The organism is Actinomyces timonensis, assembly GCF_040702965.1.
GTDB classification, from domain to species: domain Bacteria; phylum Actinomycetota; class Actinomycetes; order Actinomycetales; family Actinomycetaceae; genus Actinomyces; species Actinomyces timonensis_A.
Window position 1 is genome coordinate 1,000,154 of record NZ_CP159989.1, and the last position, 24,488, is coordinate 1,024,641.

Annotated in this window: 19 protein-coding genes and 2 pseudogenes; 12 read left to right on the top strand and 9 right to left on the bottom strand. The window is 73.4% G+C overall.

Features of this window, described 5'->3' with window-relative positions; all coding sequences use genetic code 11:
• Positions 1–59: 59 nt before the first annotated feature.
• The 5 genes from fumC to ABXS69_RS04390 all read left to right on the top strand — a co-directional run bounded on the left by fumC (position 60) and on the right by ABXS69_RS04390 (position 5,055).
• Positions 60–1,481, top strand: a complete 1,422-nt coding sequence (gene fumC / locus ABXS69_RS04370; protein ID WP_366181334.1) for a class II fumarate hydratase — start codon at positions 60–62, stop codon at positions 1,479–1,481.
• Between the two features lie 388 nt (positions 1,482–1,869).
• A complete protein-coding gene (locus ABXS69_RS04375) occupies positions 1,870–2,745 on the top strand; it encodes an ATP-binding cassette domain-containing protein (RefSeq protein WP_366181335.1) in 876 nt (291 codons plus the stop codon).
• Positions 2,742–3,404: an ABC transporter permease subunit gene (locus ABXS69_RS04380; protein WP_366181336.1), complete on the top strand. Its 663-nt coding sequence runs from the start codon at positions 2,742–2,744 to the stop codon at positions 3,402–3,404. Before ABXS69_RS04375 ends, ABXS69_RS04380 begins: the two co-directional genes overlap by 4 nt.
• Positions 3,401–4,081: an ABC transporter permease subunit gene (locus ABXS69_RS04385; RefSeq protein ID WP_366181337.1), complete on the top strand. Its 681-nt coding sequence runs from the start codon at positions 3,401–3,403 to the stop codon at positions 4,079–4,081. Before ABXS69_RS04380 ends, ABXS69_RS04385 begins: the two co-directional genes overlap by 4 nt.
• On the top strand, positions 4,078–5,055 hold the full coding sequence (locus ABXS69_RS04390) for an ABC transporter substrate-binding protein (RefSeq protein ID WP_366181338.1): 978 nt from the start codon (positions 4,078–4,080) through the stop codon (positions 5,053–5,055). The genes ABXS69_RS04385 and ABXS69_RS04390 overlap by 4 nt, the downstream gene beginning before the upstream one ends.
• A 53-nt stretch (positions 5,056–5,108) precedes the next feature.
• On the opposite strand, the gene ABXS69_RS04395 is transcribed toward ABXS69_RS04390, so the two are convergent.
• A complete protein-coding gene (locus ABXS69_RS04395) occupies positions 5,109–6,122 on the bottom strand; it encodes a LacI family DNA-binding transcriptional regulator (RefSeq protein WP_366181339.1) in 1,014 nt (337 codons plus the stop codon).
• 319 nt (positions 6,123–6,441) lie between these two features.
• Here ABXS69_RS04395 and ABXS69_RS04400 point away from each other — a divergent pair, with 319 nt between their 5' ends.
• The 3 genes from ABXS69_RS04400 to ABXS69_RS04410 are packed head-to-tail and all read left to right on the top strand — an operon-like array spanning position 6,442 to position 8,908.
• Complete coding sequence (locus ABXS69_RS04400) at positions 6,442–6,621, top strand: hypothetical protein (protein ID WP_366181340.1); 180 nt, start codon at positions 6,442–6,444, stop codon at positions 6,619–6,621.
• A complete protein-coding gene (locus ABXS69_RS04405; RefSeq protein WP_366181341.1) occupies positions 6,618–7,475 on the top strand; it encodes a TIM barrel protein in 858 nt (285 codons plus the stop codon). The genes ABXS69_RS04400 and ABXS69_RS04405 overlap by 4 nt, the downstream gene beginning before the upstream one ends.
• Complete coding sequence (locus tag ABXS69_RS04410) at positions 7,472–8,908, top strand: sugar porter family MFS transporter (RefSeq protein WP_366181342.1); 1,437 nt, start codon at positions 7,472–7,474, stop codon at positions 8,906–8,908. The genes ABXS69_RS04405 and ABXS69_RS04410 overlap by 4 nt, the downstream gene beginning before the upstream one ends.
• Before the next feature lie 94 nt (positions 8,909–9,002).
• Here ABXS69_RS04410 and ABXS69_RS04415 read toward each other — a convergent pair whose 3' ends face one another.
• The gene (locus ABXS69_RS04415; RefSeq protein WP_366181522.1) at positions 9,003–10,217 is read right to left on the bottom strand and encodes an MFS transporter; all 1,215 of its coding nucleotides are present in this window, start codon (positions 10,215–10,217) and stop codon (positions 9,003–9,005) included.
• A 230-nt stretch (positions 10,218–10,447) separates the two neighbouring features.
• On the opposite strand from ABXS69_RS04415, the gene ABXS69_RS04420 reads away from it, so the two are divergent.
• Positions 10,448–10,996, top strand: a complete 549-nt coding sequence (locus ABXS69_RS04420) for a dihydrofolate reductase (protein ID WP_366181523.1) — start codon at positions 10,448–10,450, stop codon at positions 10,994–10,996.
• Positions 10,997–11,023: 27 nt separating this feature from the next.
• On the opposite strand, the gene ABXS69_RS04425 is transcribed toward ABXS69_RS04420, so the two are convergent.
• The 4 genes and pseudogenes from ABXS69_RS04425 to ABXS69_RS04440 all read right to left on the bottom strand — a co-directional run bounded on the left by ABXS69_RS04425 (position 11,024) and on the right by ABXS69_RS04440 (position 13,739).
• A complete protein-coding gene (locus ABXS69_RS04425; RefSeq protein ID WP_366181343.1) occupies positions 11,024–11,878 on the bottom strand; it encodes a thymidylate synthase in 855 nt (284 codons plus the stop codon).
• On the bottom strand, positions 11,875–12,528 hold the full coding sequence (locus tag ABXS69_RS04430; RefSeq protein WP_366181524.1) for a hypothetical protein: 654 nt from the start codon (positions 12,526–12,528) through the stop codon (positions 11,875–11,877). Before ABXS69_RS04430 ends, ABXS69_RS04425 begins: the two co-directional genes overlap by 4 nt.
• A gap of 128 nt (positions 12,529–12,656) precedes the next feature.
• Positions 12,657–13,111, bottom strand: a pseudogene (locus ABXS69_RS04435) (OsmC family protein).
• A gap of 133 nt (positions 13,112–13,244) precedes the next feature.
• On the bottom strand, positions 13,245–13,739 hold the full coding sequence (locus tag ABXS69_RS04440) for a DUF2505 domain-containing protein (protein WP_366181344.1): 495 nt from the start codon (positions 13,737–13,739) through the stop codon (positions 13,245–13,247).
• A 65-nt stretch (positions 13,740–13,804) separates the two neighbouring features.
• Here ABXS69_RS04440 and ABXS69_RS04445 point away from each other — a divergent pair, with 65 nt between their 5' ends.
• The gene (locus ABXS69_RS04445) at positions 13,805–15,295 is read left to right on the top strand and encodes a histidine kinase N-terminal domain-containing protein (RefSeq protein ID WP_366181345.1); all 1,491 of its coding nucleotides are present in this window, start codon (positions 13,805–13,807) and stop codon (positions 15,293–15,295) included.
• A 185-nt stretch (positions 15,296–15,480) separates the two neighbouring features.
• Here ABXS69_RS04445 and ABXS69_RS04450 read toward each other — a convergent pair whose 3' ends face one another.
• Together ABXS69_RS04450 and ABXS69_RS04455 are read right to left on the bottom strand one after the other, a co-directional pair.
• Positions 15,481–15,729 (bottom strand): WhiB family transcriptional regulator, encoded by a 249-nt coding sequence (locus ABXS69_RS04450; RefSeq protein ID WP_017177051.1) that lies wholly within the window; start codon positions 15,727–15,729, stop codon positions 15,481–15,483.
• 203 nt (positions 15,730–15,932) lie between these two features.
• Positions 15,933–19,547, bottom strand: coding sequence for an FtsK/SpoIIIE domain-containing protein (locus ABXS69_RS04455; protein WP_366181346.1), 3,615 nt, complete (start codon positions 19,545–19,547; stop codon positions 15,933–15,935).
• Between the two features lie 170 nt (positions 19,548–19,717).
• On the opposite strand from ABXS69_RS04455, the pseudogene ligA reads away from it, so the two are divergent.
• Positions 19,718–22,275, top strand: a pseudogene (ligA, locus tag ABXS69_RS04460) (NAD-dependent DNA ligase LigA).
• Between the two features lie 67 nt (positions 22,276–22,342).
• On the opposite strand, the gene ABXS69_RS04465 reads toward ligA, so the two are convergent.
• The gene (locus ABXS69_RS04465; RefSeq protein WP_366181525.1) at positions 22,343–22,876 is read right to left on the bottom strand and encodes an ABC transporter permease; all 534 of its coding nucleotides are present in this window, start codon (positions 22,874–22,876) and stop codon (positions 22,343–22,345) included.
• Positions 22,877–23,103: 227 nt separating this feature from the next.
• On the opposite strand from ABXS69_RS04465, the gene ABXS69_RS04470 reads away from it, so the two are divergent.
• Positions 23,104–24,465, top strand: coding sequence for an alpha/beta hydrolase (locus ABXS69_RS04470; RefSeq protein ID WP_366181347.1), 1,362 nt, complete (start codon positions 23,104–23,106; stop codon positions 24,463–24,465).
• Positions 24,466–24,488 lie beyond the last annotated feature (23 nt).

The following is a 24,488-nucleotide window of genomic DNA, read 5'->3' on the forward strand; positions in this document are numbered from 1 at the left end:
GGTGCCGCGGGACGTGAGTCCGGGGGTGCGTGGGCCCGCTTTTCGCTAGCCTTGGGACCATGACAACTGAGAAGCCCGGCGCGACGACGCGCACAGAGTCCGACTCCATGGGGACCGTCGAGGTCGCCTCCGACCGCTACTGGGGCGCCCAGACCGAGCGCTCCCTGCACAACTTCGACATCGGCCGCGAGACCTTCGTGCTCACCCGCCCGCTCATCAAGGCCATGGGCGTGCTCAAGAAGTCCGCCGCCCTCGCCAACGGCGAGCTGGGCGAGCTCCCCGGCGACATCGCCCAGCTCATCGCCGCCGCTGCCGACGAGGTCATCTCCGGCGAGCTCGACTCCCACTTCCCGCTCGTCGTCTTCCAGACCGGTTCGGGCACCCAGTCGAACATGAACTCCAACGAGGTCATCTCCAACCGCGCCATCGAGCTGGCCGGCGGCGTCATGGGCTCCAAGGCCCCCGTCCACCCCAACGACCACGTCAACCGCGGCCAGTCCTCCAACGACACCTTCCCGACCGCCATGCACATCGCCGTCGTCGACGAGCTCCAGCGCATGTACCCGCGCGTCCTCCAGCTGCGCAACACCCTCGACGCCAAGGCCAAGGAGTACGCCGAGGTCGTCATGGTGGGACGCACCCACCTGCAGGACGCCACGCCCATCACCCTCGGCCAGGTCATCTCCGGCTGGGTCGCCCAGATCGACTTCGCCCTCGACGGGATCCGCTACGCCGACTCACGCGCCCGCGAGCTCGCCATCGGCGGCACCGCCGTGGGCACCGGCCTCAACGCGCACCCGGACTTCGGTGCCCTGACCGCCACGAAGATCTCCCAGGAGATCGGCGTCGAGTTCACCCAGGCCGACAACCTCTTCGCCGCCCTGGGCGCGCACGACGCCCTGGTGCTGGTCTCCGGCGCCCTGCGCGTGCTGGCCGACGCCCTGATGAAGATCGCCAACGACGTGCGCTGGTACGCCTCCGGCCCGCGCAACGGCATCGGTGAGCTCATCATCCCGGAGAACGAGCCCGGCTCGTCCATCATGCCCGGCAAGGTCAACCCCACCCAGTGCGAGGCCATGACGATGGTCGCCACGAAGGTCTTCGGCAACGACGCGACCGTCGGCTTCGCTGGCTCCCAGGGCAACTTCCAGCTCAACGTCTTCAAGCCCGTCATGGCCTGGTGCGTGCTGGAGTCGATCCAGCTGCTGGGCGACGCCTGCGTGTCCTTCGACACCAACTGCGCCTACGGCATCGAGCCCAACCACGACAAGATCCAGGCGAACCTGGACTCCAACCTCATGCAGGTCACCGCCCTCAACCGCCACATCGGCTACGACAAGGCCTCCAAGATCGCCAAGAACGCGCACCACAAGGGCCTGTCCCTGCGCGAGTCCGCCCTCGAGCTCGGCTACGTCACCGATGAGGAGTTCGACGCCTGGGTCGTCCCGATGGACATGACTCACCCCAGCGCCGCCGAGTGAGCCGCGCCCGCTGAGAACCGCTGGCCAGTGCCCAGGAGGGGCGGCCCGACAGGTTATCCCGGCGATGCCGACGACGGCGCCCGCCCTCCGGGATAGGAGGGCGGGCGCCGTCGTCGGCATCGCCGCGGACCGGTCTCGTTGCTGTTCTCGACCGGTCTCGGTCCTATTATCGACCGGTCTCGCTCCTGTTTTCGACCGGTCTCGATGGGGGGAGGGGGAAGGCGGGTTTTGAGGGAATTTGAAGGGGTCGTGAAGGTGGCTCCCAGCAGCGGGGAATGAGATGGGAAGATTGGGTGTTGGCTCATGCGGCGTCACCCGCGGCGCGCTTCCAGGCGCCCGGACCGAACGAGTGGCAGCCCATGCCCCACACCACGAGGAGAGCACGTCGATGAGTGGTGAGATCGAGTTCGACTCCGTCACCAAGCACTATCCCGTCCCCCGACGCGCCAGGCGCCAGGGGGCGGACGCCTCGGCGGGCCCCGCCGTCGACGCCTTCAGCGCCACCATCGCCCAGGGAACCACCACTGTCCTGCTCGGCTCGTCGGGCTCGGGGAAAACCACGCTCATGCGCATGGTCAACCGGATGGTCGAGCCCACCAGCGGGCGCGTCCTCATTGACGGCGAGGACGTCGCCGGCCGCGATCCCGTCGCCCTGCGCCGCTCCATCGGCTATGTCATGCAGAACGGCGGTCTCCTGCCGCACCGCCGCGTCATCGACAACATCACCCTCGTGCCCCGGCTCAATGGCACGAGCCGGGCGGACGCCGCCCACCGCGCCCGCGAGCTCATGGACATCCTCGGCCTCGACCCCGCCCTGGCCGAGCGCTACCCCCATGAGCTCTCCGGCGGGCAGGCCCAGAGGGTCGGCGTCGCTCGGGCCCTCGCGGCCGACCCCGCGATCCTCCTCATGGACGAGCCCTTCGGCGCCGTCGACCCCCTCGTGCGCCGCGAGCTGCAGGCCGAGACCGCCCGACTCCAGCGCGAGCTGGGCAAGACGATCCTGTTCGTCACCCACGACGTCGATGAGGCCCTGGCCCTGGGTGACGAGATCATCGTCCTGCGCGAGGGCGGCCGGATCGCCCAGCGCGGCACCGGCCCCCAGATCCTCCATCACCCGGCCGACGCCTTCGTCGAGCGCTTCCTCGGCCTCGACGACGACATCCGGGCCTCCCGCCTGCGCGAGACGGCCGTGCGTGATTCCGGCGTCGGCTCGCCGCCCTCAACGGCCCCCGCGCCCGAGGCCGCCGAGGTGCCGCGCCCATGACCTGGATCCTGGCCAGCCGCGCCCTCATCCTCAGCTGCCTGGAGTCCCACCTCGCCCAGGCGCTGCCTGCGATCGTCGCCGCCCTGCTCATCACTATCCCTCTGGCGCGCCTGGCGCAGAGGGCCCGCCCCCTGCGCGGCCTCATCACCACCGCGGCCTCGCTCCTCTACGCGATCCCCTCCCTCGCGCTGTTCGTCATCCTGCCGATCATCCTGGCCACCGGCATCCGATCCACGCTCAACGTCGTCGTCGCCCTGGCCCTGTACGCCCTGGCCCTCCTCGTACCCGCCACCGTCGAGGCCCTCGACGCCGTCGACCACCGCGCCCTCGACGCCGCCACCGCCATGGGCATGGGGCGGCTGCGCCGATTCACCACCGTCGAGCTGCCGCTGGCGGGCCCGGCCATCCTCGCCGCCCTGCGGGTGACCACCGTCTCCACGATCTCGCTGACGACGGTGGGCGCGGTGCTGGGCGTGCGCAGCCTCGGCTGGCTCTTCACCGACGGCATCGAACGGGGCGTCTGGCCCGAGATCATCACCGGCGTGCTGCTGACCGCCCTGACCGCCCTCCTGGTGGACCTGCTCATCGTCGCCGGCGGGCGCCTGCTCATGCCCTGGTCCCGTGGCGGGGGAGCCCGGGCGGGGAGGGCCGCCGCATGAGCCTCCTCCTCGACGCCCTCGCCTACATAGCCGACGGCGCCCACTGGTCCGGCTCCATGGGCATCGCCCGGCTCCTGGCGCAGCACGTCGCCTACTCTCTCGCCGCCGTGGCGATCGCCGCCCTCATCGGCATGCCCATCGGGTGGTGGATCGGGCACACCGGCCACGGACGGGCCCTCGTCATCGCGCTCACCGGCGCCGTGCGCGCCCTGCCCACCCTGGGACTCATCACGATGTTCGGCCTGGCCCTGGGCATCGGGCTGAGGGCGCCTATGATCGCGATGGTCATCCTCGCGCTTCCTTCCGCCCTTGCCGGGGCCTACTCGGGCGTGGAATCCGTGGACCCCACCGCCGTCGACGGCGCGCGGGGGACGGGCATGAGCCCGCTGCAGATCCTCACGCGGGTCGAGATGCCGCTGGGCGCCCCGATCATGCTCGGCGGCCTGCGCGCCGCCTCCCTGCAGGTCATCGCCACGGGCACCCTGGCCGCCTACACCGGCGCGGGGGGCTTGGGCCGCCTCGTGTTCCTCGGGCTCAAGACCCAGGACTACCCGATCATGCTCGCCGCCGCGCTCCTGGTGATCGCCCTGGCCCTCGTCTCCGAGGGGCTCTTCGCCCTCCTCCAGCGGGCCAGCGCGCCCGCGGGATCGCGGCAGCGGCGCAAGGAGGCCTCATGAACCGCCAGAACCACCCCGTCACGCGGCCCACCCGGCGCCTCATGCTCGCGGGCCTGGGCGCCGGGGCCGCGGCCCTCCTGGCCGGCTGCTCCGACGCGAACCCCTTCGCCGTCCACCGCCGCGAGGGCAGCATCGTCGTCGGCAGCCAGCAGTACTACTCCAACGAGATCATCGCCGAGCTCTTCGCCCAGGCCATCGAGGCCAAGGGGCTCACCGTCCAGCGGGAGTTCCGCATCGGCCAGCGCGAGGCCTACCTGCCCGAGATCGCCAGCGGCTCCATCGACGTCATCCCCGAGTACGGCGGCAACCTCCTGCAGTACTACCAGCGCGTCTCGGCGACGGCGGGCGCCGGCCCAGCCGAGGGGGCCGGAGCCCCCGCCGCCGGCCCCACCACCGCCAACGCCGTCCACGAGGAGCTCGCCCGGATCCTTCCCGGCGGACTGCGGGTCCTGACCCCCGCGGAGGCGACCGACCAGGACTCCTTCGCCGTCACCCGCGCTAGCGCCGAGGAGCACGGCCTGACCTCCATCGGCGACCTCGCGGGCCTCGGCCGCGCGGTGAGCATGGCCGCCAACAGCGAGTTCATGGCCCGCCCCTACGGGCCGGCGGGCGTCAAGTCCGTCTACGGGGTCGATATCGAGGTCACCCCCGTGGAGGACTCCGGCGGGCCGCTCACCGTCAAGGCCCTGACCGACGGGAGCGTCGATGTCGCCGACATCTACTCCTCCGATCCCGCCATCGAGGCCAATGGCCTGGTGATCCTCGAGGACCCCGCCGGGCTCATCGCGCCCCAGCGCGTCACGCCCCTGGTCGCCGAGGCCCTGGCGCCCACGGCCGTGGAGGCGATCGGCGCGGTCTGCGCGCGCCTGGACCCGGGTCAGCTGCGCTCCCTCAACGCCCGCTCCACCGGCGAGCAGCTCGCCGCCGAGGTCATCGCCGCCGACTGGCTGGCCGCCCAGGGCCTCGCGGGCTGAGTGGTGCCCGGCCGCGGCGCCGGCTCCCGCCCAGGAGGCCTGAGGAGCGTCCGTCAGCCCAGGACCGGAGCCGCCGCGGTGGAGGCCCTGACCACGAGCCGGGGCACGATCACCTGCTCGGTGGGCAGGTAGCTGTTCGCCGCGCGGCCGATCGCGCGCTCCAGCGCCAGGCGCGCCATGAGATCCGTGTTCTGGTCGATCGTCGTCAGGGGCAACGGGCCGGCCTGCGCCCGCCGGGCGTTGTCGAAGCCGACGACGCTTACCCGCTCCGGCACCGCCGCCCCGGCCGCCCTCAGGCCCAGGACGATGCCGCCGGCCACCCGGTCGTTGAAGGCGACGACGCCGGTCGGCAGGCGCTCCAGCCCGCCGGCCGTCAGGGCCTTGTCCACCATCGCGGCGGCGGCGGCGACCCCGTGCTCCTGCTCGATGCCTCCTGGCAGGACCACGATCTCGTCGCCCAGGCCGTGCGAGCCCATCGCCTCCAGGTACCCGGCGCTGCGCTCGGCCGAGGACGGCGCCGTGCCGCCGTCGACATGCGCGATCCGCCGGTGCCCGAGGGAGACGAGGTGGTCGACGGCGAGCGTGAGCCCGCCCCGGTCGTCGATGCGGATGACGTCCACCGCGGGGCTGGAGATCGGCCGGGCGATCGTCACCACCGGCACCTCGTCGGCGAGACTCCTCAGCCGCGCCGCGCCGATGGAGGGAGCCACCATGATGAGCGCGTCAACGCGGTCGCGCAGCAGCGTATCCGCGGCGCGGCGGTCATCGATCGTGTCGATGACGGCGGATAGGACGAGGCGGTGCGTCGTGGTGGTCTCCACGGCGTGGTAGAGGCTCTCGATGAGCTCGGCGTGGAAGGGCTGGTGGACGGCGAAGGTCACCCCGATCAGGCTCGAGCGCGCCGAGCGCAGGGCCCGCGCCCTCTGGTCCGTCCGATAACCGAGTCGCTTGGCGACGGCCTTGACGCGACGACGGGTCTCCTCGGAGGCGCCCGCGGCGTCCCGCATGACGATCGAGGCCATCGACACGGAGCAGCTGGCCTCCCGGGCGACGTCGACCAGCGTCACCCTCCTGCTCCTGCCACGGGCCATCGTGCCGTCCTCTCGTGGCCGCGCGCCGCCCGCGCTACGGGCCTGACCGGGGCTCCCGCCCCGGGGCGGGAGCCTGAGACTGGAATGTAAGAATTATAGAACGTTCTATCGAGAGCGGTCGTCGGATGAACAGCCTGCCAACAGCGGTAAGAGGCTGACGAAGGCGCAGACTTCGCGCGCTCGCGGTCCAGGGGAATTGGAACGTACTACGGTCTACGGCGTCGCCAGGAGCGCAGCGATGACGCTGTGGAGCCCCGGCCTCACCACCCAGACCATGACGAAGGAGTCAGGAAGCATGACATCCCGCGAACCCGTCAGGATCGCGCTGGTCGGCGCCGACCGCATCGGCGCGCGCCACGCCACCGCGATTGCTCACGAGCCCCGCTCCGCCGGGCCCGTCGCCGTCGTCGACCCCCCGGCCGTCCTCTCGATCCAGCCGTCCCGCGCCGCGTCCTCGGGGGAGGCGGCCCGATGAGCCCCGTGACCGCGCCCGCGGGCAACGCCTTCTCGTTGGCGGCTTGCGCCGAGATGATCTACCTCGACAAGCCGTTCATGGAGCGCGTCGAGGCCATCGCCGCGCGCGGCCTGGGCGTGGAGATCTGGGACTGGACCGCCAAGGACCTCCAGGCCCTGGCCGCCCGCCGCGCCGACGGGGCGCGCGTGGTGTCCATGACCGGATACATCGAGGGCGACCTGACCACCGACGCCGGCGTCGCCCGCCTGCTTGAAACGGCCGAGCGGTCACTGCGCGCGGCCGAGGCGCTGGAGTGCCCGGTGCTCAACTTCCACGGCACCGGTCTGGGCGATGGCGGCATCCCCGTCGTGGCCAACGCCCACCCCGCCCCGGGAGACTGGCTTCGCGCCGCCGACACCTGTGCCCGACTGGCCGAGCTCGGGGCCAGGGAGGGGCGCGTGTTCACCCTGGAGAACCTCAACACCGCGCTGGACCACCCCGGCTGCCCTTTCGCCGCGGCGGCCGACGCCCTGGCCCTCGTGCGCGCCGTCGGCTCGCCGCATCTGAGGATGAACCTCGACCTCTACCACGCCCAGATCGGGGAGGGGAACCTCATCGAGCTGTGCCGCCAGGCCCTGCCCTGGATCGGGGAGCTCCAGGTCGCCGACGTCCCCGGCCGGGCCCAGCCCGGCACCGGCGAGATCAACTACCGCGTCATCGCCACCGCCCTGGCCGATATGGGCTACCACGGCAACATCGGCATGGAGGCCTTCGCCTGGGGCGCCACCGACGCCGACGAGCCCGGCTCCACGGCTGCCTCCGAGGACGCCCTGGATCAGTTCATCACCACCTTCACCGTGGGAGGCGCCGCATGAGCGACAACGCCAGCGCGGCCGTCCAGGCCCGCCACGCCGACGCGGGGACCCCCGCGGAGAGGACCCGCGTCGACAAGCGCCTGCTCACCATCCGCACCATCGCCACCCTTGGCGGCCTCCTGTTCGGCTACGACACCGGCGTCATCTCCGGCGCCCTGCCCTTCCTCGCGCGCGGCGCCGAGGAGGGAGGGCTGGGACTGACCGCCTTCCAGGAGTCGATCGTCACCTCCTCCCTCACGATGGGGGCGGCCATCGGGGCCATCGTCGGCGGTCGGCTGTCCGACCGCTACGGGCGCAAGAGGAACATCCACACCGTCGCCGTCATCTTCCTCATCGGGGCGCTCGGCTGCGCCTTGGCGCCGAGCTACCCGGCCCTCGTGGCCTTCCGCTTCTTCCTCGGCCTGGCCGTGGGAGGCGCCTCCGCCACCGTGCCCGTCTACCTCTCCGAGATGGCGCCGGTGACGATTCGCGGAACCATGGTGGCGCGCAATGAGCTCATGATCGTCACCGGTCAGCTGCTGGCCTACTCCTTCAACGCGCTCATCGCCATCATGTGGCCGCAGGCCCACGCCTGGCGCTGGATGCTCGTCATCGCCTCGGTCCCCGCCATCGGCCTGTGGATCGGCATGCACCTGCTGCCGGAGTCCCCGCGCTGGCTCGCGAGCCAGGGGCGCGCGGCCGACATGTGGCGGGTCCTCAACGAGGTCCGCATGGCCGACGGCGTCGAGGACGAGGGCCGCGACATCGTGCGCCGCGTCGAGGAGGAGGCGGCGCTCGGCAAGGGCTCCTGGGCGGACCTCAAGACCCCGTGGATCGGCAAGATCACCGCGATCGGCATCGGCCTGGCGGCCCTGTCTCAGCTCACCGGCGTCAACGGCATCATGTACTACGCCCCGACGATCCTCCAGGCCACCGGCCTGGGCACCCAGGCGGCCCTCGTCGCGACGATCGCCAACGGCGTGGTCTCAGTGGTGGCGGTATCCATCGGCATCGGCTTCCTGAAGAGGCTGCCCCGCCGGCGCATGATGCTCATCGGCCAGACCGGCGTGGTCATCTCGCTGATCCTGCTGGGCTCGATGTTCCTCCTGCCGGAGTCGACGGCGCGCTCCTACCTGGTGCTGCTGTTCATGCTCACCTTCCTGTTCTCCATGCAGTGCTTCATCGGCCCGACCTTCTGGCTCATGCTCTCGGAAATCTTCCCCATGCGCGTGCGGGGGCTGGCCAACGGCGTGGCGGTGTTCTGCAACTGGATGGGCAACGTCATCGTGGCCTTCGCCTTCCCGAACCTCATCGCCGCGGTGCAGGGCAACACGTTCTTCGTCTTCGCGGTGATCAACGCGTGCACGCTGGTGTTCTACGCGAAGCTCCTGCCGGAGACCTTCGGCCGCTCCCTGGAGTCCCTCGAGCGGCACTTCGAGGAGGAGTACTCCTGAGCCTGAGCGGTTCGGGCGCGGAGCAGCGGTGGCGCTGTCGGGCTGGTGACGCGGCTCGACGGCGCCACCGCCGTACCAGCGCCCGTGGAGGGACTCATGCCGCCGGCACCCTCCGCGATCGCCCCCGCAGGCCCGGATGCGTCCACGCGACGGTGACGGACGCCGTGAGCACGGCCAGCGCGAGGCCGAAGGGCGCCAGGGGCCGCCAGCCGTAGAGCGCCGTCGCCGTGACGGGGGCGAAGACCCATGTCACCGCGCCCGTGGCGTTGAGGATGCCCGCCACCCCTCCCTGCTCGGCGGCGGTGACGGCGAGCGAGCCGCCCGCCGTGAAACCGGGCCCCACCAGTCCCATGGCAGCGCCCAGGAAGAGCGTCGAGATGATCATCATGGGCAGCGCGGGCGCCAGCGCCAGCGACACCAGCGCGACCAGGGTGATGGCCAGTCCGATGCGGATGAGCCGCTGGGGCGGCCATCCCAGGCGCGGCACCGCGACGAGCTGCATGAGCATGGCGCCCGCCGCGTTGGCCAGCAGCATGAGCGCCGTCAGGCTCACCGCGCGCTCCGGGGGCAGGCCGAGGCGGTCCTGGACGATGAAGCCGACGATGATCTGGACCACCCCCGCGCTGAAGAACATGCCCAGGCCCGAGCCGATCCAGGGCAGCAGCCGCGGATCCCTCCAGGACACGCGCGGTGGGAGGGCCGTCGCGCGCGGCGCCGGAGCTCCTCCCGGGACCGCCCCCGCGGGGGAGGACAGCGGCGCCTCGCCCTCGGAGGGCGGCCGGGCGCCGTCGTGAGGGATCCAGAGCAGGCCGATGAGCAGGGCGATCGCCACGAAGGCGGGCGTGGCGTACACCGGGGCCAGGATCGACCACGCCCCTAGCGCCGAGGAGACCACCGAGCCGATGAGGATCGACATCTGCACGGCGCCGGCGAAGGCGGACAGCCCCCTCACCCGGGCGCGCTCGTCCGGCGTCATCTCAGCGATGAGCGCCTGGCCGGTGGGCGGTATCGCCGCGACCGCGCCGCCGAAGAACGGGCCGCGAGCCGCCACCACGGCCACCGCGGCGGCGCCCGCCCCCAGCAGGCCGGCGCTCCGCAGCCCCACCGCGGCGGCGAAGAGGCAGCCCGCGATCATGGCTAGGGCGAGGGCGCTCAACAGCACGCGGCGTCGCCCCCAGGCGATCGACCGGCGCCCCCAGAACTGCGAGAGGGAGGCCACCGTGAGCGCGGCCAGGGAGACGGCCAGGCCGACGATCCACTCGCGCAGGCCGAGTGCCCGGGCCAGGGGGGCGATCGACGCGTTGAGCATGTTCTGCGCCACATAGGTGAACAGGACGATGGCGAGCAGCGCGCGCAGCGTGGCACGGGCCGTGCCTGTGACCTGGGAGGTGGGACTAGAGAGGGAGGGCAGGGGCACAGGCGCACTCTAGATCATGGCTGGGGAAGCGGCGCCCGGTGAGCCGCGCCCGCCGGGGTGCCGCTCGCGAGCGCCCGCCAGTACCTGGCAGGATGGCTGCCGTGAGCGCGAAGCATGTGGGAATGATCTGGGCCCAGGACGCCGCCGGTGTCATCGGCGCCGACGGGGGAATGCTGTGGCGCGTCCCCGACGACTTCAGGCACTTCCGCGCCTCCACCCTCGGCTGCGGCCTGGTCATGGGCCGCGCCACCTGGGACTCCCTGGGTGGGGCGCTGGCCAGGCGCCGCAACGTGGTCCTCACCCGCCAGCGCGGCTGGTCCGCGGAGGGCGCCCTGACCGCCCCCGACCTCGCCTCCGCCATCGCCCTAGCGGGAAGGGGCCTCGACGCCGAGCTCGGCCCCGACCGACGCGCGAGGGCGGGGGCGCTGCCCCGCGTATGGGTCATCGGAGGCGGCAGCGTCTACGCTCAGGCCATGGAGGCCGCTGTGGCGGGCCTGCTGCTCGTGAGCACGCTCGACCTCGCCGTCGACGCCCCCGATGGCGCCGCGCGGGCGCCCCGCATCGATACCTCCTCCTGGGCCCGCGATGCCGCCCTATCCGACCCCGAGGGCGCATGGCGGCCGGTCTCCGGGGACGCCGCCTGGCGGGTCGACGCCTGGCGCCGCCGGTGAGCCTCCGGGCCCCGGGGCCGCCCAGGCTCAGACGGCGACGGGAGCCTTGATCGAGGGGTGGTGCTGGTAGCCCTGCGAGGCGTCGATGCTATCCATCGTGTAGGCGTCAATCGACTCGGCCCGCTCCAGCCGCAGCGTCGGGAACGGGTGGGCCCGGGGCACGCGGGACAGCTGCTCGCGCACCTGCTCCTCATGGTTGGAGTAGATGTGGCAGTCCCCGCCGGTCCACACGAGCTCGCCCGGCTCGAGCCCGGCCTGCTGGGCGAGCATGTGGGTGAGCAGGGCGTAGGAGGCGATGTTGAAGGGAACGCCGAGGAACATGTCCGCGCTGCGCTGGTAGACCTGCAGGCTCAGGCGGCCATCGGCCACGTAGCACTGGAAGAAGGCGTGGCAGGGGGCCAGGGCCATGCGGTCCAGCTCGCCGACGTTCCAGGCCGACACGAGCATCCGCCGGGAGTCCGGATCCGTGCGCAGCGTGTGGATGAGGGCGGTGATCTGGTCGATGGCCCCGCCGTCGCGCGAGGGCCAGGAGCGCCACTGGGCGCCGTAGACAGGGCCGAGCTCGCCGTCGGCATCGGCCCACTCATCCCAGATGGTGATGCCGTGCTCCGTGAGCCATCCGATGTTCGTGGCGCCCTTGAGGAACCACAGGAGCTCGCCCTTGACCGCTTTCATCGCCACGAACTTCGTGGTGACGCGGGGGAATCCGGCGGCCAGGTCGTAGCGGAGCTGGCGGGCGAACAGGGAACGGGTGCCCGTGCCGGTGCGGTCGCTCTTGGGCGTGCCGTTCAGGAGGACGTCCGCGAGGAGCGCCTCATAGGAGACGTCGGCGCCGTCGGGCGCGCTCAGGCCCATGGCCTCCAGTGCTGGTGCGCCGCTCATGCTTCGATGACATCCATGACGGGGGCGAAGGGGGACGCCGGGCCGAGCGCCGCCTGGGCGCCCTCGATGACCTGGTTGGCCAGGGACCGCCCTCCCGAGTAGCCGATGGCCGCGCCGATGCCCAGTGGCAGGAGCCGGCCGAGCGCGATGGCGCCGCCCTTGGCCGCGGCGCGCCTGGCCAGGCGCTTGGCGAGCTGGCCGTTGATGCTCTTGGCGGTGGGGATCGGCATCTGGGCCAGGGACTGGGCCGCCCAGAAGAGGCTGGCCAGGCCGAGCTGGCCCTGGACCGCCTCGGAGCCCTCGCGCCCCAGCAGCGCCGAGAGCACGAGGGCGCGCCGCTTCTCCGGCTCGACGACGCGCAGCCCCTGGAGCTCGGCGACGGTGAGCACGTAGGTGACGGCCGAGCCGATGAAGACGGCCGTCTGCCCCACGGTGAGTGCCGCCGCGCTGGCGGTGCCGATCGACGGGAGGGCCGCCGAGGCGCCGACGGCCCCGGAAGACAGGCCCGCCTCGTTACGGAAGCGGTCCGCGGCGAGCGTGACGAGCTCGGCCGTGCTGGCGCCGGGGCGGTCACGGCGCATGCGGGCCACGCGCTCGGTGATGCGCGAGGCGGGGATCGCGATCGCCTTGTCGACGGCCGCCTCGATCATGGCGGTGGATCGGCTCACGGATGCTCCTGGTGCGTAGGGCGGTGTCGAGGGCAGTCTATGGGGCGCTTCCAGGCCCCCCCGGGGCACCGGCGGGCGCCGGCGCCCCGGGGCCGAGGAAGGCGCCGGCGTCAGGCCGTGGGCTCGGCGTCGGGATCCTGGACCATGAGCAGCCGGATCCCGGGGGTCTTCTCCAGGGTGTGGCCGACTGTGCAGGCGCGGTCGATCGCGCCCTCGACGCGCTGGCGCAGCACGGCGAGCTGCTCCTCGCTCAGGGAGGAGTAGTCGGCGACGATCTGCACCTCGAAGGAGTCGTAGCGCTCCTCATCCTCGTCCTTGGTGGTCGCGCATACGGCGTTGGCGTCGAAGTCCTCGCCGAGGGCCTTGGCCAGGCGGTGGTCAGCGGACAGGGAGTTGCAGGTGGCCAGGGCGAGCTTGAGCAGCTCTCCGGGGAGAACTCCCCGGGGCCCGTGCCGATGCGCACCTCGGCGCCGGAGTGATTGCGGCCCACGTACTGGCGCGTGCCGGTCCGCTCGGCCCAGACGGAGTTCTTCTCGGTGGGGATGATGGTGGGGATATCGCTCATGGGGTGATCGTGGCACGCCCAGTCGGTCAGGGACCACTGGGGCGCGCGTGATAAGGCCCGCCGTGCGCGCAGGGCGGACACGGCGGGCCGGTGGGAATACTCCGGGGAGGAGCGGGAGCGGGGAGGTGGGAGGTCAGTGCGAGCCCAGCCAGGCGGCGGCTCGGGACTCCTCATCGGCGATGACGCGCCCGGCCAGCGACATGGCCTTGTCCTCGACGGCGCGGCCCACCAGTGGCACGGTGACCTTCAGCTCCAGGTCCACCTCGACGACGGTCTGCCCACCACTGGGGCGCATGGTCAGGGCGCCCGAGGAGCGCACGGGCGCGCTGCCGGCGTCGATGCTCAGCGTGCCGGTGCGCGAGCCGTCCTCGGCGGGGCCGCCCCAGGCCTCGGTGACGGTGAAGGACACGCCCGAGCGCACCAGGCGGCGGGCGGCCGAGGGCAGGGAATCGGTGGGGACGGTGCCGCTCGCGGTGGCGGAGAAGCCGTCGCCCTGGGCGGTCACCTCGCTGGTGATGGTCTCGGGGCCGAGTCGGACGGCCCGTTCGCGCTGGTACTCCGGGTCCGCCAGCATGGTGGCGACCTTGGCGGGATCAGCGGGGTAGGTGATGGTCAATGTCTTCCTCATGCCGTAGAGCCTGCCATGGAGGGGGCCGTCGCGCCACGGGCGGTCCCCTCGACTAGGCTTCCACCGTGCCGCCGATCCTCCCGCCCCAGTCGCGCGCCTCCATCGACCTGCCGCCGCGCGACCTCGACTGGATCCGCCACCTCATCGCGGACTGGCAGGTCATCGCCGATCTGTCCGTGTCCGACCTCGTCCTGTGGGTCCGCGGCCTGAGCGGTCGCTTCGTGGCGATCGCCCACTGCCGCCCCTCCACGGGGCAGACGGTCCACCTGGAGGAGGTCGTGGGGCGCCGGATGCCCTCCTCGCGCGAGATCGCCGCCCTGGAGACCCTCACCACCGGCGCCATCCTGGTCATGTCCGATCCCCAGTGGACCGGGACCACCGCGGTGCGCGAGGAGTACGTGCCCGTGCTCCACGAGGGCCGGGCGGTCGCCGTCGTCACGAGGGAGACGCGCGTGGGGGTCATGCGCGGGGAGCGCTTCGGCGCCCAGCCCCTCAAGGCCCTCGCCGACTCCCTGTGCCAGATGATCTCCGAGGGGGCCTTCCCGATCCTCGGCGGGGTGACCGCGCTGCGGCACGGCACCCCGCGAGTGGCCGACGGCGTCGTCCAGCTCGACGCCGAGGGCGCCATCGTCTACGCCAGCCCCAACTCCCGCTCCTGCCTGCACCGGCTGGGCATCGCCGGGGAGATCGTCGGCGCGCACCTGGCATCGGCGATCACGGACATCATCCCCGAGCGCACGCCGGTGGACGAGACCATGGCCGTCGTCCTCATGGGCAGGCAGGCCTGGATCACGGAGATCGAGATCTCCGGTGTCTTCCTCGTCCTGCGGGCGATCCCCCTCGTTGTCCACGGGGAGAGGGCCGGGGCGATCCTCCTGGTCCGCGACGTCTCCGAGCTGCGACGCCGCGAGCAGGTCCTCATGAACAAGGACGCCACGATCCGGGAGATCCACCACCGGGTCAAGAACAACCTGCAGACCGTCTCCGCCCTGCTGCGGATGCAGGCCCGCCGCGCCACCAACGATGAGACCCGCCAGGCGCTGGCCGAGGCGGAGCGGAGGGTCGCCGCGATCGCCACCGTCCATGAGGCGCTGAGCCACAATGTCGACGAGACTGTCGACTTCGACGAGGTCTTCGAGTCCATCCTGCGCACCGCCGCGGTCGTCGCCACGCCATCGGGGCAGGTCAGGACCGTGCTGGAGGGGTCCTTCGGCATCGTGGACGCCGACTCCGCCCAGGCCCTGGCCACGGTGCTGGCCGAGCTGGTGACCAACGCCGTCGAGCACGGGCTCGAGGAGCGCGACGGCACCGTCACCGTGCGCGCCCTGCGGGACGGCGAGCGGATCGAGGTCCATGTCATCGACGACGGCGCGGGCATCGAGCCCGGAACCGTCATGACCGGCCTGGGCACGAGGATCGTCCAGACGCTCGTCCGCGGCGAGCTGCGCGGCAGCATCGACTGGGAGCCCGTCGTCGATGAGGAGGGGCGCCCCCGCGGGACCGACGTCGCCATCATCGCCAGGCTCGCGAGCCGCGGCGAGCCCGTGCTCGGCTGAGCCACCGGGGCGCCGCGCGGCGGAGCGGGTCCCGCGCGCGTCCGGCGGGATGAGGACGGCGGCCCCCGCCTCATCCGAGGTCAGGGGCCGCCGTTGAGCCGTCGGTCGATGCTCGTGGATCGTGCGCTGAACCGGTCTCGTTGCCGTTTTCGACCGGTCTCGCTCCTGTTTTCGACCGGTCTCGGTCAGGAGGAGCGGCGGGCGCGGGCGGCGCGGCGCTTGAGGGAGCGGCGCTCATCCTCGCTCATGCCTCCCCAGACGCCGGCGTCCTGGCCATTCTCCAGGGCCCACTTGAGGCAGGTCTCGACCACCTCGCAGCGGGCGCACACCTCCTTGGCCCGGGCGATCTGGGCGATGGCCGGACCGGTGTTGCCCACCGGGAAGAAGAGCTCGGGGTCGACGGTGAGACAAGCAGCCTGGTTACGCCAGTCCATGAAATGCTTCCTTCGGGCAGGTGAGTCAAGAGGGGAGAGCCGAGCGCGTGGTGCCCATCTGGTAGGGGGCCAGAGCGGTCGTCGCGCGTCCTGGGGAAACTTTCACACGCCGTTCCCCCAACGGCAAGACCTGACGCGTGTGAGACCGTAAGTGAAAAGATGTTGCAATTCTCACAGTTGCGATTCCCTGTCGGTCCGCCTTCTCACGCATGGCCTGACGCCCCCTGACCGGCCTCGCCGCGAACCACCTGCAAGGGCGTGAAACGCCCGTGATCCACGAGCACGCCCCGTCCCGGGGCCAGAGGGGCGCGGGGGTCGATCACCCCTCGCAGCGGCGCCCCGGCCACCTGCGCCGCCGGGCCCGTGCCCGGGCACAGGATGACCAGCGAGCCCCTCTCCTTGAGCGTCATCAGCGGGCCTCGGAAGGAGCCCGCCACGCGCTCGGTGGTCGCCGAGACGAGCACCGGCCGCCCCTCGCGCAGCGCGGCGGCGATCTCCGCCTCCGCCTGGGCGTGAGAGGCCTGGGGAAGGAGATCGGCGTCGTCGATGACCAGTGGGGCGGTCCTCCCCGGCGCCTCGGCTGCGAGCGCGCCCTCCAGCGCCCGCAGCGCCGTGGTGCGCCCCGATCCAGGGGGCCCGGTCACGAGGACGGCGCCACCGGGAACCGGAAGGGGAGTGGCGCCGTCGCCCCCGACCGCCCAGGTCCCGACGGGCAGCAGCGATGGGCGCGCCTCTCGGGGGATCGGCGCCAGGCGCAGCGGACTGGCGGCGGCGAGGCTGGGAGCGGCCCTCTCGCCGGGCGCGGGCAGGAGGATCTGGATGGGCGTCGACTCCGCGCCGTCCACCAGCGCCCCCCGGCCGGGCGCCGAGCCGGTGACCGCGCCCCGGGGCATCCCGGCCAGCGAGGCGAGGGCCGGCGTCGAGGCCCCCAGGACGATGCGGTGGCGCAGGGCTCCCGCCCACCGGGTGTTGGCCAGGCCGAAGGGGGCGCCGATGAGCAGCGCCATCCCCGTGGCTGGCGCGATCCTCGTCAGCGCCTCCACGAGCTGCTGGCCCTCGCCCGGCCCTAGGGCCTCCTCGACGGCGGGGATGAGGGAGTCGACGTCGTCCAGGACGAGGATCTCGCCCGTCAGCCGGCCCTCCGCCGCCAGGCGCCACAGGCGCGCCAGCCGCCGGGGATCATCCGGGCCCACCACCGTGCCCATGCCCACGGCCCCCCGGGCCAGGGCCGGCAGGGGGCTCGGCGCGCCGCAGCGGTGGACGACGCGGCCCGCCGCCAGCGCCCCGAGCGCCGCCGAGTCCAGCGCCGTGGTCCTGCCCGACCCCGCCTGACCGAGCACGAGCAGCGACTCCCCGGCGTCCCAGTGCCACAGCCCCAGCGACTGCTCCTCCGGAAGATCCGTCATCGCCAGGGCCACGCCCCTCTCCGCCTGCGAGCCCCCGGGGCGGCCGGCGGCCGCGACCAGCTCGCCCGCCCGCCCCCTGTGGGCGCGCTCGGGCAGTGGCGGGGCCCAGGGCCGCCACGGGGCTTTGGGGCCCGCGCCACTGCCCGTCCCCGTCCCTCCGCCGGAAGAGCGCGGGCCCTGATGGGCCTGGCGTACCTGCTCCACGAGCGCCTCGAGCTCCCCGCGCGGGCCGCACCAGGGGGACTGGAGGACCTCCTGGCTCCTGGAGGCGGCGCAGCCCTCGACGATGACCCTGCCCGGGTGGCGGGGGAGCAGGGCGGCGCCGTCATGCCCGAGGACGTCCCGCGAGTCCGCCGGGTCCAGGACCCGCAGGCAGGCTCGGATCGTCGTGTTGGCGCGCATCGCCGGTGAGACCGCGCCGGCGGGGCGCTGCGTGGCCAGGATGAGGTGGACGCCGAGACTGCGGCCCTGAGCCGCCACCCGCACGAGGGCGTCGAGGACCTCGGAGTGCTGGCCCGCGAGGGTCGCGAACTCATCGACGGCGATGAGCAGGCGGGGAGGGGCGTCCCCGCCGGCGAGCGCGCCGCCCGCGGGAGCCGAGGCGCATCGGCGCTCGAGATCGCCCAGGTCCCGGGCCCCATGAGCGGCCAGGAGGCGCTCTCGGCGCCGGAGCTCGGCCTCCAGCGAGGACAGCGCCCGCGCCGTGGCGGCGGGGTCGAGGTCTGTGAGCACGCCCGCCGTGTGCGGCAGGCCCTCCAGGGGGCCGAAGGCCGCCCCGCCCTTGTAGTCGACGAGCACGAGGCACAGTCGCTCCGGCGGCGCCCCCAGGACCAGCTGGAGGAGCCATGCCGTGAGCAGCTCGGACTTGCCCGAGCCCGTCGTCCCGGCCAGAAGGCCGTGGGGACCGTCGGCCACGAGGTCCACGTCGACGGCGCCGCGCGGCCCTACGCCGAGGACCGCGGGCAGCCGCATCCCTCCGGGGCTGGCCATCCGCCACCGCTCGCGGATGGCCCGCGCGCTGAGAGGGCCGGTGAGCTCGGGGAGGGCGACGCCGTCGGGGGGAGTCAGGGGATCCTCCGTCCCGGTGGGAGCCCCTCGCCCGCGTGGCCCGGCGAGACCGGGGCGCTGGGGCGGCCGTCGGCCTGAGGCGAGGAGGATCGCCTCCCACCAGCGATCGGTGACGGCCGGGGCTCCTCTGGGAGCGCGTCGCGCGCTCAGCGCTCTCGCGGGGAGGCCCTTGTCCCGGGGCGCGATGAGCAGCTCGGCACGATCGCCGCGCCAGGTCGCCACGATCCCGGTGGACTCGGCGTCCCCGACCACCTGGAGGTCCAGGGCGCCGCGGCTCGCGCCGCGCGCCGCCGGGGGGACCCCGCCCGGGGCCCTCCAGCTCGCCGGGGAGCGGGGCGCCAGGGCTCGCTCGGCCCCCGGAGCCCTGGGATCACCGGGCTCGCCGGGAGCGGCACGCGCATCGGACGCGGGCGTGCCAGGGGCCTCCTCGGCCCGCCCGTCGGCCAGCGGCGCGGAGGCGAAGCCGGCTGGTGCTCCGATCCGGGCCAGCACTTGAGCCGCCCACCATCGCTGGGCCCGCAGGGCGTCCGCGCCGGTGAGGGCCAGGCGGTCCCCGGCCCGGAGCCCCAGGGCGGTCCTGCGCCGACGGTGCCCGAGCCAGGCCGTCGGCTCCTCGACCGGGGCGCCCGCGCCCGGGGCGCTGAGGGGCGAGGCCTCGGCCGCTCCGGATAGCGCCCGCGCCGCCACGGCGAGGAGCACCTCGGAGGGGTCGGGCCGTCGATGCGACCGCCCCCGCCATCCCGCGCGCCCGGCCCCGCGTCCCCGGGCTCCCGCGCCGGAGATCAACGAGCCGATCCTCATGATGCCCATGAGGAGCATCGGCGCCAGCATGAGCATCCCCACGCCACCGCGCCCGCCCATGCGCAGCGCGCCGACCACGATCGCCCCCATGACGACTAGGCAGAGCAGGCCGGCGATGATGGAGCCGATCCGCCTCCTCCCGGAGGGCCGACCGCTGTCGGGGGCCGGGACGAGGAGCGAGGCGGGGCGGCGGCGCAGCTCCAGCACGCTGCCCCCCACCCTCAGGCGCTGGCCCTCGTGGAAGGCCCGTGGGCGGCGGAGCCGGCGCCAGCCCCGTAGGCGTCGCCGCGCCCGGGTCCCGTTGGCCGAGCCCGCGTCCCCGATCATCACGCGGTCGGTCCTGCAGCGCACCCGCAGGTGCTCGCGGGAGACCTCCGGATCGCTCAGCGCCCCGCAGCGCCCGATCGTCCCCGAGGCGGGGAGCGGGAGGACCAGGCCCGCGTCGGGTCCCGAGAGCACCGCCATGTGCCAGGCGCGGCCCAGGGCCTGGCGGGCCGCGGCGGCGGGGGCGTCGAAGGCCGGGGAAGGGGAGCGCGCGGGCATGGCACGAGAGTGCGCCCCGGGGCCCGGCCCGCGCTCGGCCACTGTGGATGGGCGTTCGCTGGGGCCGCATGGCGCCCCCTGTGGTTCACGGCGGATCGCGAGATGACGGCGCCATGCCCCGGGTGAACGCCGTCCCCGGGCGGTGGCGGACATGGGGGAGGATGGGGGGCATGACTGAGCGAACCGCGCCCGCTGCGCCGTCGGCACCATCAGCGCCGTCGACCCCCGACGAGCAGCTCGACGCCCTCCTGGCCTCCCCCGAGCTCGCCGGCGTCCCCGAGGCCGACCGCGCGCGCTGGGCCGAGCTCGTGCGCGCCATCGAGGCCGCCCGAGCCGACTACTACGACGCCGTCGAGAATGCCACCGATGACGCGGGCGCCGGCAACGGGATCGTCGCCTCCGTCATCTCCGACGCCGACTACGACGAGCTCTACCGCCAACTCGAGTCCCTTCAGGACGCCCACCCGGCCCTCGACAACGCGCTGTCCCCCACGCGCACCGTCGGCGGCAGCGCCACCCGGGGCTTCCCCCCCGCCGCCCACCACGAGCGCATGTACTCCCTGCAGGACGTCTTCAGCCTCGAGGAGGTCGGGGAATGGGCCGCGCGCATGAGCGCGGCCACCGGCAGGGCCGACGCCGACCTCGCCATGACCGCCGAGGTCAAGATCGACGGCCTGGCCATCGCCCTGACCTACGTCGATGGCCTCCTGACCCGCGCCGCCACCCGCGGCGACGGCACCACCGGCGAGGACATCACCGCCAACGCCCGCACCATCGACTCCATCCCGGAGCGCCTCACCGGTGCCGAGCCCGGGGGGCCCCTCGGCCCGGGCCTGCCGTCCCTCGTGGAGATCCGGGGCGAGGTCTACTTCCCCGTCGAGGAGTTCGAGGCCTTCAACGCCGCCAGCCGCGCCGCCAATGAGAAGGCCGAGGCCGACTACGCCGCCGGGCGCTCCACCCGTCGGCCCGCCGCCCTGCCGGTCTTCGCCAATCCCCGCAACGCCGCCGCCGGGTCCCTGCGGCAGAAGGACCCCCGGATCACGGCGACCCGGCCCCTGGCCTTCATCGCCCATGGCATCGGCGCCATCACCCCCGGCCCCGGACTCGATCTTCCCGCCAGCCAGCACGAGTGGTACGGGCTCCTGGAGCGCTGGGGGCTGCCCACATCCCCCTACAACGCCGTCGTGCGCGGCGCCGCCGAGCGGCAGGCCTACATCGACCGCTACGCCGAGCACCGACACGACCTCCTCCATGAGATCGACGGCATCGTCTTCAAGATCGACGACCGCTCCCTCCAGGACGAGCTCGGGCACACCTCCCGCGTGCCCCGATGGGCGACCGCCTACAAGTACCCTCCCCAGGAGGTCCGCACCCGTCTGCTCGACATCGGGGTGCAGGTCGGCCGCACCGGGCGCGTCACGCCCTTCGGGATCATGGAGCCCGCGCTCGTCGCCGGCTCCACCGTCGCCCGGGCCACCCTCCACAACGCCGCTGAGGTGGCCCGCAAGGGCGTCCTCATCGGCGACATGGTGGTGCTGCGCAAGGCCGGCGATGTCATCCCCGAGATCCTGGGGCCCGTGGTCGCCCAGCGCGACGGCACCGAGCGGCCCTTCGTCATGCCCTCCGCCTGCCCGTCCTGCGGCACCCCGCTGGCGCCCGCCAAGGAGGGGGACGTGGACCTGCGCTGCCCCAACACGCGCTCCTGCCCCGCCCAGGTCACCGAGCGTATCGCCCACATCGGCTCACGCGGCGCCCTCGACGTCGAGGGCCTGGGGGACGAGGCCGCCACCGCCCTCACCCAGCCCGACGCCGGGCGCCCCGAGGCCGTCGCGGCGCTCGCCGCCGGTGCGCGCCTGGAGACCGAGCGGGGGAGCCTTCGCCTCGAACCCGCCGAGATGGAGGCCCTCCGCCCCTCCCGGCGCGCCGACGCCGTCGAGGCCCTTCTCGCCGAGCACGGCATCATCGAGCAGGACCCCGCCATCGCGGGGGAGGGGCAGTCTTCGACCTCACCGCCGAGGACCTGCGCGACATCATGGTCTGGCGCCCGGTCACCACGCGCGGGCGCCCCACCGGCGACTGGCGCCTCGTCCGCTACTTCTGGACCAAGGCGATCCTCGCCAAGGACGGCGAGGTCAAGAGGCCGACGGCGCTGGCCAAGAACGCCACCGCCATGCTCTCCCAGCTCGCCGCCGCCAAGGACCAGCCCCTGTGGCGGGTGCTCGTGGCCCTGTCCATCCGCCATGTCGGTCCCACCGCCGCCCGCGCGCTCGCCGCCCGCTTCGGATCCCTGGACGCGCTTCGCGCCGCCAGCCCGGAGGAGCTGGGAGAGGTCGAGGGCGTGGGCCCCACCATCGCCGCCTCCTGGACCGAGTGGATCGGCGTGGACTGGCACGCCGAGATCCTTCAGCGCTGGGCCGCCGCCGGCGTGCGCACCGCCGACGACGCCCCTGACGGCGAGGCCCCCGCCCGCACCCTGGAGGGACTGACCGTCGTCGTCACCGGCGCCCTGGAGGGCTTCACCCGCGACAGCGCCAAGGAGGCCATCGTGGCGCGCGGCGGCAAGGCCGCCGGAAGCGTGTCGAAGAAGACGAACTACGTCGTCGTCGGCGCCAACGCGGGCTCGAAGGAGGCCAAGGCCCGCGACCTCGGCCTGCCCGTCCTCGACGAGCGGGGATTCAAGACCCTCCTCGCCGGTGGGCCGACGGCCCTCGACGGCATGGGGGAGTGACGGGCCAGGGCGGGGGATTGATCCGCGCGACCGACCAGCGCGCCAGTCCCCGGCCCCGCCATGCTTGTCAGGGCTTGCCAGGGCTTGGCCAGGGCCTCCGGCCCCAGGCTGCGCGGCGCAGGACCTCCTTGAGCGGGACGCGGCTGCCGGTGCGGGTGACCGCCCGGGTGCGGACCACCGAGCCGAGCTTGACCAGCAGGATGGTGGTCAGCAGCGCCGCCGCTATCGCGATGGCCTGCTCAGCGGGGGAGGAGGCTCCCAGGATCTGCCTGGCCGGCATCATGTAGGGGGGGAACAGCGGGAAGTAGGACAGCGCGCGGTACAGGGAGGAATCCGGGTCCCCCGCATCATGAGGACCGAGGCTATGTATGGGGATCATCCCCAGCATGAGCAGGGGCGTGGTGGCGCTCGGGGTGTCCTCCTGGCGGCTCACCAGCGCCCCCGCGGCTCCGTGCAAGGAGGCCATGAGCGCGAAGCCGAGGACCGTCCACGTCACGGTCAGCGCCATCGTGCTGTTGACGGGGATGTCCGCATCGTCGAGCAGCCCCGTGGTCCTCGCCGCGGCCGCGCCGGCGATGCCTATCAGTGGGAAGCTCGCGATGGTCGCCGCGCCGCTCGGCGAGGCCCAGGTGCTCGGTCCAGGCGTCCGAGGAGGCCTGGGCGGCGCTCTTGGTCAGGCCGTGGAGGTGGCCGAGGTAGGTGAGCTGCTCCCTCACTCCCATCCTGGGGTAGAGGCCGCGCTCCTCGGGCATGTAGCCGATGGCGCGGCGGAAGGAGGCGTCGATCTCGGCTCCATCCCAGGTGGCGGGGCCTCGGTATTGTGGCGCCGTGCCAACCGTCAAGGCGATCGCTGAGGAGACGACTCCCGAGGACCCCCATCCCCGCCGGGGCCCCGGGTCCCGCTCGCGCCGCCGGGGGCGGGCCGGTCGCGCCACCGGGCGGGGCCGCTGCCGGAAGCGCGACGCTCTCGCCCTCATCGGCGCCTGCGCCATCTGCCTTCTCTCGATCGGCGCGATCACCGGGATCCCCGTGCTGTCCTACTCGCTCATGATCGGCGCCTGGGGGCTCGACGCCGCGGCCGCGATCGCGCTGCTCGCCGTCGTGGCCGGGTGGCGGGCCCTCGTGCGGCGACGCGAGCCAGGGGCCCGGAGGCGCCTGGTGACGGCCGGGATGCTCTGCCTCGCGCTGGTCATCACGGGGTGGATGGGGGCCGCGCAGATCCGCTTCGCCCACGCGCGGGGAGTCGATCTGTCGGTCCTCGGCCTCACCGGTATCGGGCAGTGGGGGCGCGGCCCCGATGCCGCCCCCGTCGTCCTGACCGACGACGCCAGCCGCCAGACCCTTCGCGCTGGGATCTGGTACCCGCGGGGCAAGGCCCCGGGGGATGGCGGAGGGGGAGCGCCGATCGTCGTCCTCCTGCACGGCGGTGGGTGGCGCACGGGGGATCGTGACAACCCCATGACGCGCATCCAGGCGGACTGGCTCGCCGACCAGGGGTATCTGGCGATCGCCCTGGAGTACCCGCTCTCCCTGAGGGACACGCCCACGTGGGAGCTCGCCCAATCCCGCCTCGCGTGCTCACTGGCGTGGGTGGGCGCCCACGCCGGGGAGCACGGCGGGGACCCGGGCAGGCTCGCCGTCGTCGGGGACTCCTCCGGCGGGCACCTCGCGCTGGAGACGGCCTACCGGCAGGCCCTGGGGGGCCTCGACCCGAGCGGGCCTGACGCCCCCGCGGACGCCGATGGCGAGGCGCTGCCGGCCTGCCAGGGGAGCGCTCCCACGATCCGCGCGGTGGCGATCACCTATCCGATCACTGACCCCGCGGTCTTCCACGACAACCCCGACCCGGTCATGTCCGGGCCCGTGGCGGGCCGGGCCCGGCTGTACGTGGGGGGCGGCCCCGCGCAGTACCCGGAGCGCTACGCCTCCATCGACCCCACCCGCAAGGCCGCGGCCGCGGGGGCCGCCGCCCCGCCGGTGCTCATCGTCCACGGCGAGGATGACCACGTGGTGCCCGTGAGCGGGACGAGGGGGCTCGACGCCGTCATGGAGGCGGCCGGCGCCCGCCACGAGACGATCGTCGTGCCCTACGCGGATCATGTCTTCGACCTCAATGGCGGCTCCGTGGCCTCCCAGATCTGGCGCGCCAAGACCCTCGCGCTCCTGCGCGGGGCCGGCATGGGGGCATGACGGCGCGGCGGCGCGCGGTTCCG